This window comes from Microbacterium sp. STRO-1N (assembly GCF_057748015.1).
Map to the genome: position 1 here is coordinate 214,299 of NZ_CM173234.1, position 13,281 is coordinate 227,579.

Annotated in this window: 12 protein-coding genes; 6 read left to right on the top strand and 6 right to left on the bottom strand. The window is 69.6% G+C overall.

Annotated features, from left to right (window positions below):
- Genes AC3ANJ_RS01110 through AC3ANJ_RS01130 form a run of 5 tightly spaced genes read right to left on the bottom strand, consistent with a single transcriptional unit; the run spans position 1 to position 5,057 of the window.
- Entirely contained in the window at positions 1-903 is a 903-nt protein-coding gene (locus tag AC3ANJ_RS01110; protein ID WP_488317833.1) for a carbohydrate ABC transporter permease, read from the bottom strand.
- Positions 900-1,922, bottom strand: coding sequence for a carbohydrate ABC transporter permease (locus AC3ANJ_RS01115; RefSeq protein ID WP_488317834.1), 1,023 nt, complete (start codon positions 1,920-1,922; stop codon positions 900-902). Before AC3ANJ_RS01115 ends, AC3ANJ_RS01110 begins: the two co-directional genes overlap by 4 nt.
- On the bottom strand, positions 1,919-3,337 hold the full coding sequence (gene ngcE, locus AC3ANJ_RS01120) for an N-acetylglucosamine/diacetylchitobiose ABC transporter substrate-binding protein (RefSeq protein ID WP_406247652.1): 1,419 nt from the start codon (positions 3,335-3,337) through the stop codon (positions 1,919-1,921). Before ngcE ends, AC3ANJ_RS01115 begins: the two co-directional genes overlap by 4 nt.
- A 38-nt stretch (positions 3,338-3,375) precedes the next feature.
- A complete protein-coding gene (locus AC3ANJ_RS01125; RefSeq protein ID WP_488317835.1) occupies positions 3,376-4,128 on the bottom strand; it encodes a sugar isomerase domain-containing protein in 753 nt (250 codons plus the stop codon).
- Complete coding sequence (locus AC3ANJ_RS01130; RefSeq protein ID WP_406247648.1) at positions 4,125-5,057, bottom strand: MurR/RpiR family transcriptional regulator; 933 nt, start codon at positions 5,055-5,057, stop codon at positions 4,125-4,127. The genes AC3ANJ_RS01125 and AC3ANJ_RS01130 overlap by 4 nt, the downstream gene beginning before the upstream one ends.
- A gap of 101 nt (positions 5,058-5,158) precedes the next feature.
- Between AC3ANJ_RS01130 and AC3ANJ_RS01135 the strand changes: the two genes are divergently transcribed.
- The 6 genes from AC3ANJ_RS01135 (at position 5,159) to AC3ANJ_RS01160 (ending at position 10,609) form a co-directional block, all read left to right on the top strand.
- Complete coding sequence (locus AC3ANJ_RS01135) at positions 5,159-6,136, top strand: N-acetylglucosamine kinase (RefSeq protein ID WP_488317836.1); 978 nt, start codon at positions 5,159-5,161, stop codon at positions 6,134-6,136.
- A 102-nt stretch (positions 6,137-6,238) separates the two neighbouring features.
- A complete protein-coding gene (locus AC3ANJ_RS01140) occupies positions 6,239-7,135 on the top strand; it encodes an SIS domain-containing protein (RefSeq protein ID WP_488317837.1) in 897 nt (298 codons plus the stop codon).
- Complete coding sequence (locus tag AC3ANJ_RS01145) at positions 7,132-8,079, top strand: ROK family protein (protein ID WP_488317838.1); 948 nt, start codon at positions 7,132-7,134, stop codon at positions 8,077-8,079. The genes AC3ANJ_RS01140 and AC3ANJ_RS01145 overlap by 4 nt, the downstream gene beginning before the upstream one ends.
- Entirely contained in the window at positions 8,076-8,987 is a 912-nt protein-coding gene (locus tag AC3ANJ_RS01150) for a 1-phosphofructokinase family hexose kinase (protein ID WP_488317839.1), read from the top strand. The genes AC3ANJ_RS01145 and AC3ANJ_RS01150 overlap by 4 nt, the downstream gene beginning before the upstream one ends.
- Positions 8,988-8,996: 9 nt before the next feature.
- Positions 8,997-9,842 (top strand): class II fructose-bisphosphate aldolase, encoded by an 846-nt coding sequence (locus tag AC3ANJ_RS01155; protein ID WP_488317840.1) that lies wholly within the window; start codon positions 8,997-8,999, stop codon positions 9,840-9,842.
- Positions 9,839-10,609, top strand: a complete 771-nt coding sequence (locus AC3ANJ_RS01160) for a DeoR/GlpR family DNA-binding transcription regulator (protein WP_488317841.1) — start codon at positions 9,839-9,841, stop codon at positions 10,607-10,609. Before AC3ANJ_RS01155 ends, AC3ANJ_RS01160 begins: the two co-directional genes overlap by 4 nt.
- Positions 10,610-10,833: 224 nt before the next feature.
- On the opposite strand, the gene AC3ANJ_RS01165 is transcribed toward AC3ANJ_RS01160, so the two are convergent.
- Positions 10,834-13,257, bottom strand: a complete 2,424-nt coding sequence (locus AC3ANJ_RS01165) for a CHAT domain-containing protein (RefSeq protein WP_488317842.1) — start codon at positions 13,255-13,257, stop codon at positions 10,834-10,836.
- Positions 13,258-13,281 lie beyond the last annotated feature (24 nt).

Consider the following 13,281-nt stretch of genomic DNA (forward strand, 5'->3'; position numbering starts at 1 on the left):
TCACTTCGTCGTGCCCTGGGACACCGACCCCTGCAGCTGGCGCTGGAAGAGGATGTACACGATCAGCACCGGAACGATCGTGATGATCACCGCGGCGAACATCTCACCGAAATCGAGCGCGTAGCCCGCCGATGAGGCGTAGGACGCCATGCCCTGCGAGAGCACGTAATTGCTCCGATCCGTGTTCAACGAGATCGGCAGCAGGAACTGGTTCCACAGTCCCAGGAAGTTCATGATCGCCACGGCGGCCATTCCCGGCCTCGCCATCGGCAGCATCACCTGGAAGAACGTGCGCCACTCGCTCGCGCCGTCGACGTACGCGGCCTCCTGGATCTCGTACGGCAGCGACTTGAAGAACGAGAACAGGAAGAACACCGTGAACGGCAGCGCGAAGGCGACGTACGTGATGATCAGACCGGGCAGCGTGTTCAGCAGCCCCATGCCCTGCAGGATGAAGAACAACGGGACGATCGCCAGGAACACCGGGAACGTGAGCCCCGCGAGCATCAGGTAGTAGATCACCCGGCTGCCCGGCACCGAGAACCGTGCCAGCACGTACGCGCACATCGCGCCGAGGACCATCACGAGCACGAGCGAGACGCCCACGACGATGATGGTGTTGATGAACATGCCGCCGAAATTCTCGCCCACCCACGCGTTGACGTAGTTGTTGAAGTTCCAGTTCGCCGGCAGTCCGAACGGAGAGGCGAAGATCTCCTTCGTTGTCTTGAAGGATCCGATGAAGGTCCACAGCATGGGCAGGATCACGACGAGCGACCAGATGGCCAGTACGACGTGGGATACCCCGCCGACGGCCTTGTCGCTCGCAGTGGATTTCGTGGTGGTCGGCCGACCCTTCGCCTTCGGATCGATCGTGACGGCGGTGCGCGTGTCGACGCTCATGAGCGTCCTCCTTCGTCCTTGCCGCCGATGAGGCGGAACACGCCGATCACCACAGCGGCGAACAGCAGCGTGAGCACGGCCAGGACCACGCCCATGGCGCTGGCCAGGCCGAACTGTCCCTTCTCGAATGCCGTCCGGAACAGGTACTGGCTCATCACGAGCGTGCTGTTGCCCGGCCCGCCGGTGGAGTTCAGACCCGCCATGTAGACGAAGGCGTCCAGAGCCAGGATGCCGAGATAGATGTAGGCCGTCTGCACGTTGTCGCGGATCTGGGGAAGAAGGATCGCGGTGACGGTGCGGAACCTGCCGGCGCCGTCGATGCGCGCCGCCTCGAGCGTCTCGCTGGGGATCCCCTTGATCGCGGCGATGAACAGCACCATGTAGAAGCCGACCATGCTCCAGACGATGACGAAGATCGTCGCAGCCATGGCGGTGCGCTCGTCTCCGAGCCACGCGAAGCCGTTCGTGTCGATGCCGACCACGCCGAGCAGGCCGTTCAGCAGACCGCTGGGCGTGTAGATCATGTTCCACAGGATCGCGATGACGATCGCGGGGATGACGTACGGGAAGAAAGACACCACCCGGTAGAAGCTCGAGCCGCGGAGCCCCCGCACCTGACCGTGGCTCGGGCCGCCGATCGTGATCATGCTCGCGAAGATCAGGGCGATCACGATCGTGATCAACGGGACGACGATCGCCAGCAGCAGGTTGTTGCCCATCGCCTGCAGGAACGTCGGATCCTGGAAGAGCCTCACGAAGTTGTCGACGCCGACGAAGTCCATGTTCGGCGAGAAGCCGGTCCAGTTCGTCATCGCGTAGTAGACGGCCTGGATGAACGGCGAGATGACGAAGATCAGGAAGATCGCGACCGGCAGGCCGAGGAACACCAGCAGGAACGAGACGTAGTCGAACGTCATCTTGCGCCGCAGCCCCGCACGGGGCGCCTTCCGGCGTCCCGTGCGGGTGACGACGGCTCTGGTGTCCGGAGCCGCGTCGAGAGGGGGAGCGCTCAGGCTCATTTGATCTCGATCTTCTCGATGGAGCTGTCCTCACGGATCTTGTCGGTCAGCGCCTGGAGCTGGGTCGTGATCTCGGCGACCGTCATCTTGCCGTCCAGGAACGAGTTCCAGATCGGCAGCTGGTCGGAGTTCATGCCGTACAGGTTGAACGACTTGATCGTGAACATGCCCGTTCCGGCCGCCGCGATCATCTCCACCTGTGAGACGAGCGCGGTCGAACCGAAGCCGTCCTCGGGGACGATGTCCTTGACGACGGTCGGCGCGAGCTTCTCCTTCGAGAACGCCGACGCGGCCTCCTTCGAGAGCATCGTGCGCAGCAGCTCCTTGCCGCCCGCGACGTTCTTCGCCTTGGAAGGCACGATGAACGGCTCGCCGGCCTCGGCGCGCATGAAGCCGGCCGGCGTCGTGGCGTTGCCGTCGAGCGGCATCTCGCGCACGCCCTTCATCTGGAAGTTCTCCGCGGTCGTCTTCTTCATCTCGTTCTCGATCCACGAGCCGGACGGGTACAGCAGCGCCTCCTGGTCGAGGCTCCACTGCGACTGCGCCTGCGTGAACTGCGTTCCTCCGCCGCCCGGCTTGACGTAGCCGGACGCGATGAGCTCGTGCAGGATCGTCAGGATGGACTGCAGGGTCGGGTGCGACCAGCATCCCTCTTCCAGGTTCTCCAGCGGCAGGCGCACCTCGTCGCCGGACTGGATGACGGCCGAGTCGACGACGAACGTCTGGTAGTAGGTCGCCGCCTCCTTGCCCCACAGGAACAGATACTTGCCCTTCGCCTTCGCGGCTTCGCCGAGAGCCTTGAGGTCCTGCCAGGTCTGCGGCGGCTCCCAGCCGTTCTCCTCGAACAGGCTGCCGGAGTACCAGATGCCGTACGTGGTGAACACGTAGTTGATCGCCGCGAACTTGTCGCCGAAGGTGCCGGGCGCCTTGACGCCGTCGAACAGGGTGTCGGCGATCTTCTGCCCCTCGAGGTTCTCCGCTTCGAGCACGTCGCTGAGATCCTCGAGCTGGTCGAGGATCGTGTTCCAGCCGATCGAGTTGGCACCGGAGTTGTCGACGAGATCCGGCGGGTTGCCGCCGACGAAGCGGGGCTGCAGCTCCTGTGCGATCTTGGTGGATGCCGAGACCTTGGCGGTGACGCCGTCCAGGCCCTTGTTGCCCGCCATGATCTCGGCGGCGTTCTCGACGTAGTCGACGCCGTAGCCGCCGTCGAAGATGACAGCGTCGACCGTCGTGTTCGCCGCGACGCCGAACGGGTTGTCGGAGGTGACCTCGCCTGCGGGTCCGCCGCCGCCGCCACCGCCGCCCGGTGCGGCGCAGGATGCGAGGGACATGCCAAACGGCAGCAGCAGCGCCGTCGCTGCCGCGCCGCGCAGCAGAGTGCGGCGGCTGATGGAGGATTCGGTGAGTTCCATCTTCTTACCTTTCGTTGGGGGTGTGCGGTCGGGTGGGTTCAGGCGCCGCGTCGGATGCGTCCGCGGTACCGGTCCTCGAGGACGGAGTTGTGCTCATCGCCGCCGGGGATGTTGGCGGAGATGTACATCGGCGGGATGTCGCCGCGATCGGTGATCCTGCGCGCCACCCCGAGCGTGAGCAGTTGAGCGATGTACGCGCCGGTGATCGACGAGATCGCTCCGGCGCCGATGCCGCCGGTGAGCTCGAGCGTCGTGTCGCCGTAAGGAGCCAGGTTGTCGATGACGACGTCTGCGACCTCGCTCAGGCGCTCGCCAGATGGATGCTTCGGCTGTACGCGTGCGGTGTGCTCGAGGCTGGTCACCGCGATGACCGGGTGTCCGCGGTCCTTCGCCCACAGCGCCGCGCCGACGATCGAACCGTTCACGCCGGAGTTCGAGGCGATCATGAAGACGTCGCCCGCGCCGACGTGCACGGTCGCCATGAGCTCGTCGACCACCCACGGCTCGCGTTCCAACGATCCGGTGAGCACTTCGACGTCGCGATCGCCGTGCAGCACGAGGTCGCGCAATGCGAAGCGATCGGTCGGGATCAGCCCGCCGGCGCGGCCGGAGATCTCCATCGCGAACGCCTCGGAGTGCCCGGTGCCGAACGCGTGGATCACGCCGCCGCGGTCGACGCAGGCGACCAGCAGGTCGATCGCCGCATCGAGGGCACCGGCCTCGGCATCCGCGGTGAGGCGTGCGAGACGCTCGTGCGCCTCGCGGAGCAGATCGGACGGCGTGGCAGTCATCCGGTCACCTCCTCGGCCGCGGTCGACGGCGCGCCAGGCGTGCGGGGGCGACGATGGCCCGACACGGCCATGGCCGTCGCGGCGAGCCGCTTCGCGGCCGGGTCGAACATCTGCTGGGCGATGAAGAGATAGAGCAGGTCGATGACGAACAGCTGCGCGTGCTTGACCGACATGTCGTCCGGTCGCAGGTAGCCGACGGGAGCCGCCGTCGTGATCGATACCTCGGCGACATCGGCGATCCAGCTCTCGTCGTCGTGGGTGATCGCGACCGTGAACGCGCCGGAGGCGCCCGCCTGGTCGAGCATCTGCACCGTCTCGTTCGTCTGGCCGGTGCTGGAGACGCCGATCGCCACGGAAGTCGCGTCCTGCAGGACGGCACTGGCCAGACCGTCGTGCACGTCCGACCACGCGTGCGAGCTGATGCCGATCCGGTGCAGTCGGCGCTGGAACTCGTCGGCGATGCCTGCACTGCCGCCGAGGCCGTAGATGTCGACGTGCCGGCTGGTCGTGATGGCGCGCGCGGCGCGGTCGACGGCATCCAGGTCGATGCCCTCGGCTGTGGTCTCGAGTCCGCGCACGTGCGCGTTCAGGAGTGTGCGCAGGATCTTCTCGGGCGCATCCGTGGGTTCGAACTCGGCGCCGATGTCGGTGTGCCAGGTCTGCTCGGCGCTGCCGCGGCCCAGCTCGGTCGCGATCGCGACGCGGAACTGCGTGTAGCCGTCGAAGCCGAGGGACCGGCAGAAGCGGGTGACGCTGGCCGGCGAGCTGCCCGCGCGTTCGGCGAGTTCGGTGATGGTCAGCTCCACCGGAGCGGTCGGCTGCGAGATCACGAGATCCGCGATCCGCGACAGAGCGATCGGCATGCCGTGACGGCGCGCCGAGATGCGTCCGATGATCGCGCCGTTGTCGGCGTCCACGCTGCGTGGCACCATTGCCTCCAGAACTCGCCGTTGATAGTTCTCGTTGGGGTGAAAACTATTCTCACCGTGGACCAAGGTCAAGTTAGGACGCATAACATATGGGTCACGACATGCTGATGGTCGGTGTGGACGGCGGCGGAACCGGCACGCGGGCCGTGCTTATCGCTCCGGATGGCCGATGCCTCGGCTACGGAGTCGCCGGTCGGGGCAACCCGATCTCGGCCGGTGCCGCACCGGCCGCTGCCGCAGTGCGGACCGCGGTTCGATCGGCGACGGCAGCCGCAGGATGCCGTCTGAGCGACGTGTCTGTGATCGTCGCAGCCCAGGCTGGGCAGCCGGCCTCCGGCGAGGGCGCCGAGTCCTTGCGGGATCTGCTGCGATCCGCCGGCTTCGGTGGCACGGTCCGGTTCGAGTCCGACCTGCTGGCGACCTACTTCAGTGGCACGGCGGACGACTCCGGTTACGCGGTGGTCTCGGGGACGGGTGCCTGTGCGATCCGCGTCGTCGGCGGCCGGATCGACGCCGCAGCCGACGGTCTCGGCTGGCTGCTCGGTGACCGCGGCAGCGGATTCTGGATCGGGCAGCGCGTCGCGAAGGCGGCGATCCGCGACCTCGACGGCGCCGGGCCGGCGACCGCCCTGACGCGGGGTCTGCTCGAGCATCTGGGCATCGCGCCGGAGGCGAGCCGAGGAGGCGGTCGCCCCCAGTCGCTCGAACAGCTCGTCGGGGTGCTCTACGGGAAGCCGCCGATCGAGCTCGCCTCGTTCGCTCCACTCGCGTTCCGGTCGGCCGAGGACCCGGTCGCCTCCGGCGTCCTGCGGCGTGCGGGCGAGCACCTCGCCGATTCGCTCGCCGCGGTGCTGGCGGGCCCCGGGCCGCTGGTCGTCGGCGGGGGAGTGCTGTTCCGTCCCGGCCCGGTGCGCGAGGCCTTCGTCCGGCGCCTGGGCGATGCCGCGGCCGACCTCGACCTGCGAGCGGTCGAGGACGGAGTCGTCGGAGCGGGTCTGCTCGCGATGCGCGCCGGCGGCCACCCGGTGACGACGGAGACGCTCGACAGGCTCACCGAGACCGTCGCCCGCGTGCGGTGATCGTCCGCTCATGACGCTCCTCCCTGAGTGTCTGACGCTATTCTATGATCTAATTCAGTAGAAACAATCACAACTGTGCATTTTCTCTTGAGGGGATCATCGATGATCGAATCGTCGGCCGGCGCACACATGCGTGCCGAGCTCCTGTCTCAGCCCGAGACCTGGGCTCGTGCTGCGGACATGCGACAGGAGCAGCGTCGGCTTCCGGCGCACGGCACCCGCGTCGCCGTAGTCGGCTGCGGGACCAGTTGGTTCATCGCGCAGTCCTATGCGGCGCTTCGCGAGACCGCGGGTCTCGGCGAGACGGACGCCTTCGCGGCATCCGAGGCGTTCATCGATCGCGGTTACGACGCGATCGTCGCCCTCACGCGCTCCGGTACGACCACCGAGGTGCTCGAGCTCACCACGCGCGCCAAGGGACGAGTGCCCGTGATCGGCGTGATCGGCGATCCGACGTCGCCGCTGGTCGATCTCGTCGACGACGCCGTCCTGCTGCCGTTCGCCGACGAACGGTCCGTCGTGCAGACTCGCTTCGCGACGACCGCGCTCGCGCTGTTCCGCGCCTCGCTCGGCGAGGACCTCGCCGGAGCGATTGAGGACGCCAGGAGCGTGCTCGCCCGCCATCCGGATGCCGAGCTCACCGCAGCCGAACAGTACACGTTCCTCGGTCGAGGCTGGACCATCGGGCTCGCGCACGAAGCGGCCCTCAAGCTGCGCGAGTCGTCGCAGAGCTGGACCGAGTCGTACCCGTCGATGGACTACCGGCACGGCCCGATCGCCATAGCCGCCCCTGGCCGGATCACGTGGCAGTTCGGTGCGGCGCCCGACGGCCTGGCGGATCAGGTGCGGGCGACGGGCGGCAGGTTCGTCCAGCACGATGTGGATCCGATGGCAGACCTCGCGCGCCTGCACCATGTCGCGCTCGAGCGGGCACTGGCCGCGGGGCTGGATCCGGACCAGCCCCGCAATCTCACCCGTTCGGTCGTCCTGGGCGCGTGAGCACCTCATCGCCCGTGGTCGGCCCCGGCTCGCTCGGGGCCGGTGCCGCCGTGCTCGCCTTCGACGTCGGAGGCACCGACATCAAATCGGCGCTGATCGACACGGACGGCACGGCGCTCGACCTGCGACGGACGCCGACTCCGCATTCCGATGGAGATCCGGCCGGTGCGCTCATCCACGAGCTCGGCACGCTGGCCGAGGACCTGCGGTCCCGGCATCCGCTCGTCGTGCCCCAGGCGGTCGGCTTCGTGGTGCCGGGCATCGTCGATGCGGATGCCGGAGTGGGCGTCTTCGCGAGCAACCTGGGCTGGCGCGACGCGCCGCTGCGCCGACTGGCGGAGGAGCGCTTCGGGTTGCCAGTGGCGTTCGACCACGACGTCCGCACCGCGAGCTGGGCCGAGCACCTCCTCGGCGGGGCGCGCGGCCACGCGAACGTCGTCGTCCTGATCATCGGCACCGGCATCGCGGGCGCGATCCTCGTCGACGGGCGCCCCTTCACCGCCGGCGGATACGCCGGCGAGATCGGGCATTCGCCGATCGCCGACGGCCCCATCTGCGCCTGCGGCGCGCGCGGCTGCCTCGAGGCGGTCGCGTCCGCCGGAGCGATCGTCCGCCGCTACGCCGCCGAGACCGGAAGCGCACCCGACGGCGCACGTGACGTGATCGCGCGCGGCCGGACCGGCGATGCTGTGGCGGCCCGCATCTGGGGCGAGGCGCTGGATGCGCTGACGCTCGCACTCGCCCAGCTCACCGCCGTCATCGCTCCCGACGCGATCGTCATCGGCGGCGGACTGTCACGCGCCGGCGGCGCACTGTTCGACGAACTGCGTGCGCGGCTCGCTGCGCGGCTGAGCTTCCACCGTCTCCCCGAGCTGATCCCCGCGCAGCTGCACGAGGATGCCGGCCTGATCGGCGCGGCGCTGCGGGCGAGGGAGCTCGCATGATCCTCACCGCGACACCGAATCCCGCGCTGGATCTCACGTGGGTCGTCGAAAGTCTGCAGGTCGGCGGCACTCATCGCGCTGAGGTCGGAGCCGTGCGCGCCGGGGGCAAGGGGCTCAACGTCGCGCGGGTCGCGCACGCGGCGGGAGCCGACGTCCGAACGGTCACCACGGTCGGCGGTGCGACGGGCGACGAGTTCCGGCACGATCTCGAGGCGAGCGGTGTGCCGCATCGGCTCATCCCGGTTGCGGCGTCCACGAGACGCAGCGCCGCGTGGGTGGATGACGCGCTCGGTGACACCACCATCGTCAACGAGCTCGGCGTGAACCCCTCGGACGAGGAGTGGACACGCGTGGTCGATGCCGTCCGCGAGGAGGTGACCGCGGCATCCGTGCTGGTGATCGCCGGGAGCCTGCCGCCCGGCGCGCCGCCCTCGCTGCTGCCGCAGCTCATCGGCCTCGGTGCCGGAATCGACGTCATCGTCGACACGTCGGGCGCTGGTCTGGTCGCCGCAGCGGATGCCGGGGCCGCCGTCCTCAAACCCAACCGCGCCGAGCTGGTCGAGGCCACCGGCCGGGCCGACCCCATCGATGGTGCGCGCGAACTGCTGCGTCGCGGAGCCGGTCTCGTGCTGGTCTCGCTCGGCGCCGACGGGCTGTGCGCAGTCAGCGGCGAGGCCGTGCTGCAGGCGCGCCTGCCGCAACCGCTGACAGGCAATCCGACCGGCGCGGGTGATGCGGTGGTCGCGGCCGCGGCGTGCCTGATGGATGCCGGCATCCACGACACCGAGACGATCCTGCGCCGTGCCGCCGCGTGGTCGGCAGCCGCCGTGCTCATGCCGCTGGCGGGGGAGATCTCGCCGCGCTGGCGTGAGCTCGAACGCGCACTCATCGTCGAGAAAGCCATCTGAGGACCCCGCATGCCGCTCGTCCCCGCCCGTGATCTCGTCGCCGAGGCCGCCGCTGCGCGGCGCGGCATCGGGGCGTTCAATGTGATTCATCTCGAGACCGCCGAGGCGCTTGCCGCGGCATCCGAGCGGGCCGGGCTTCCGGTCATCCTGCAGATCTCGCAGAACTGCGCCGACTACCACGGCGGGCTCGAGCCGATCGCGCTGGCGACGCTCGCGATCGCACGCCGGGCCGTGACGCCGGTCGCCGTGCATCTCGACCATGCCGAGCGTCCTGAACTCGTGGACGAGGCGATCGCCCTGGGCATCGGATCCGTGATGTTCGACGGCGGCGCGTTGCCGTACGACGAGAACGTCGCCCTGACCGCGCATGTCGCCGCCCGGGCTCGCGCTGCGGGCGTCCACATCGAGGGCGAGCTGGGCGAGGTGGGCGGCAAGGACGGCGCGCACGCGCCGGGGGTGCGCACCGACCCCGACGAGGCGCGGGAGTTCGTGTCGGTCACGGGGGTGGACGCGCTGGCCGTCGCGGTCGGCAGTTCGCACGCGATGACCGACCGCAGCGCCGTGCTCGACATCGAGCTCGTCGGCAGGCTGCACCGGGCTCTGGACGTCCCGCTCGTGCTGCACGGCTCCTCCGGCGTCGCGGATGCCGTTATCGTGGATGCCGTGCGCGCCGGAATGACGAAGATCAACGTCTCCACGCGTCTCAACGGGTTCTTCACGCGCGCGATCCGCGAGCGGTTGGACTCGGACGCGGGTCTCGTCGACTCCCGCAGGTACGTCGCACCGGGCCGAGAGGCCGTCACAGCGGAGGCCGCACGGATGCTGCGTGCGTTCGCGCTCCAGGGAGTCGCATGAAACGCGCTGCGCGGTTGAGCGCGATCCTCGATCTGCTCGCCGCCCAGGGCGAAGTGACGATCGATCAGCTCGTCGAGCGCTTCGGGGCGTCTCCCGCGACGAGTCGCCGCGACCTCGACAGCCTCGCCGAGCAGCGGCTGCTCACGCGCACGCACGGCGGAGCGGTTGCGCAGTCCGTGGCCTACGAGCTGCCGGTGCGCTACAAAAGCCATCTGCGCACGCACGCGAAGGAGCGGATCGCCCACGCGGCGGCGGCGCTCGTCGAACCGGGCGCGACCGTCGGACTCTCCGGGGGCACCACGACCACGGCGATCGCCGCCGCGCTGGCGGCGCGCGAGGACCTCGGCGAGATCACGGTGGTCACGAATGCGGTCAACATCGCCGCGCAGCTCGCCACCCGACCCGACATCAAAGTCGTCGTGACCGGCGGTGTCATCCACTCCCGCAGCTACGAACTGGTCGGACCCTTCGTCGAGCAGCTGCTCGCCGGCATCCACCTGGACGTCGCCTTCATCGGTGTGAACGGGATCGCCGCGGATGCCGGGGCGACCACGCACGACGAGCGCGAGGCGGCCGTGAACAGGATGATGGCCGAGCGTGCGACCAGGGCGGTGATCGTCGCGGATTCGGACAAGGCCGGGGCCGTCGCGTTCGCCCACGTGGGCGACGCCGGACTCTTCCCGCTTCTGATCACGGATGTCGGAATCGACGATGCGGCCGCGGACGAACTGGCCGGCGCCGGTTTCGAGATCATCCGCGCCGAATGAACCCAGCGGAGGCGCCGCGGCTGTGAACCGCGACGCCCCCTGAGCAGTCGATGTCGATCTTCGGCGCTCCCCAGCGCGCAACTCCCCAGTATCGAAGATTCCCCGCGACCCCCTCGCGTCCCCCTTCTGACGCTCCGCGTGACATCGTCTGAACATCAAGAGGGGCATCCCTCCGATCTGATACATCGAATCGAGAAATTCTTCGCGGGTCGTTTCGACCCGGGTCAGAGCGCCGTGCCGTGCACCTGGAACGGGGTTCGCAGATCCGTCGCATCCGATGCCGCCGCCAGGGCGAAAGCGGGGTCGTCGCCCGCACTGAGCCCCGCGTGCACGGCCGCGAGCAGCGCACCGGCGACGTCGTCGGCGACCACGGTCGGCGCAGCGATCACCGCTCGTGTGCCGGCATGCAGCCACACTCTGGTCATCCCCAGGGCCTCCTCGCCCCACCGCACGGAGGATCGACCGAGCTCGCAGGCCGACAGTACGACGGTGTCGGGGACGCGGGGAATGAGGTCCACGTCGTACCCGAACAGGGTCCCGTCGTGCAGCTCGAAACCGGCGAAGAGCGGGTTATCCACGGTGTGCCGGCCGTGCGCGGCGATGTGCAGGACGTCGACGCGGTCGGCGAGCGCGGTCACGGCATCCACCCGCGCCTCCTGGCCGGTCAGCAGGGTGGCGTTCGGCCAGGAGGATGCCGCGGCGCGCGTCTCCTCCTCCGCACGCGGGACGCGCGGGCCGGCGGCGAACCCCGCGGAGGCCGCGCGACGCGGGGCACCGCGGTCGTCGAACCAGCGAGACACCGAGGGCGCGAGCACGAACGGGATCCCCGCCATGTGCGGAAGCATGCCCCACGGGATGCCGCCGAGTGCGCCGGGAACCGTGAGGACGAGTCGTGACGCATCCTCCGTCGCCGCGAGCGCCGGCGCGAGCAGGGCGGCGCCGAGCGCACGCATCCGCTCGTCCAGCGCGCCGGCCACGACCGCCGCCATCGGGCCCGAGCGCACCGCCGCCGCGACATCGAGATCCGCGCGCAGACCTGCGGTCGTGCGTGCCACGTCGTTCCAGTCCAGCCGGACGATGCGGGCGTCGTGCCGGGTCGTGACGACGCAGAGCAGTTCGGCGCCGGTGAAGACGTACGACAGCACAGCGGTTCCCGCATCGAGAACCGCGCGCACCTCGTCGACGCCGACCCGCCGCCGGGTGTCGCCGGCACCGATCGCCGTCCACTGGCGCTCGCGAACGCGATCTCGCAGTGCGCGCACTTGGGGGTGCGTCGTCCATTCGCTACCGGTCAGTTCGGCGCGCAGCATCCGCAGCTCGGCCAGATCGGATGCCAGCTCCGGGTCGTGCGGCGGGCGGACCGGCACGACCTGCTGGCTGAGGTGCCTGGCGCGTTCCGACCAGTCGAACAGGATGCTCGGGTCGCCGCTCTCGGCCGCCGAACGCAGTCCCTGGAAGATGAGCTGTGTCCCATGCATCGCGACGGACGCCTGCAGGTCGAGCGCGCCGAACGAGCGCTGCCAGTCCGAAAGCAGATCCAGCCCGCCCGCGACGTGTCGGCGGGCGGCGGCTCCCTGTGACCGAGCCGCGCGCGCTTCGGCGGCGCGCAGCTTGAGCGGGGTGGGCGCCTGTCGGGGGAGACGCGGCAGCGGCATCGGCGTCTGTGCGCTGTACGCGGCCGCCACTGCGGCGGTCAGTCGCACCGCGGTGGCCTCGGTCGGGAATCCGGCCGCCTTCAACGCGGACGCCGCCTCGGCGAACTCGGCGGCGGGCGGCGGCGATCCGGTGGCGACCAGCGCGTCGAGCCGTACGGCGGCGCTGCGCGCCGCCCAACTGTCGCTGCCGAGGGCGCGGAACCGTCGAGCAGCCGCCCCGGCGACCTTCGCGGCACGTGACGGGTCGTGCTGCAGCAGCGACCGCGCGAGGTGGAACTCCGCCTCCGCCCTCGCCTGGCGCATCTTCGCCGCACCGAAGATCACAGCCACGGATTCGAGAAGGTGCTCGGCCTCATCGACGAGGCCGGCATCGCGCAGGACTTCGGCGCGGTCCAGGTCGCTCATGGCCGCACTGACATCGGACTCGGCGGCGATGACGGGGCGCGAGCGCGCCATCAGGTCGAGGGCGGTGAGCAGGTCGCCCGCGAGCAGCGCGGCGTAGCCGAGGTTGTGGCGGGCTTCGGCCGCGGCAGCCGACTCGCCGGCCGACTCGTAGATCTCGGTGGCCCGCTGCAGATCGGCCTGGCCGGAGGCGAGTTCTCGACGCTGCATGTGCACGAGCGAGCGGTTCATCAGACAGTTCGCCAGCGCGACCCCGGAGAGCCCGTCGACGGCGCGGGTCAGCAATGCCTCGGCCTCGTCCAATCGGCCGGCCCTCGTGCAGATCACCCCGAGCTGTCCCGCGAGGATGGCCGTCGTCTCCTGGCTGAGCCCCTCGCGCGCGAGGGCGTGTCGGACGAGTGCTTCGCCGCCGGCCGGATCGCCGGTCTGAGCGAGGACGTATGAGAGGCTGCCGTCGATGCGGGCCTGCAGATCGGCATCCGCGTCCGGATGGGCCGAGGCGCGTGCGAACAGTCGACGGGCCTCGGCGAAGCGTTGCGCGTCTATGGCGACGCGCCCCCGCGCCCACAATTCCCTCGCCGGATTCCCCATCCGACCAGGATGCCGTGTTCCTGC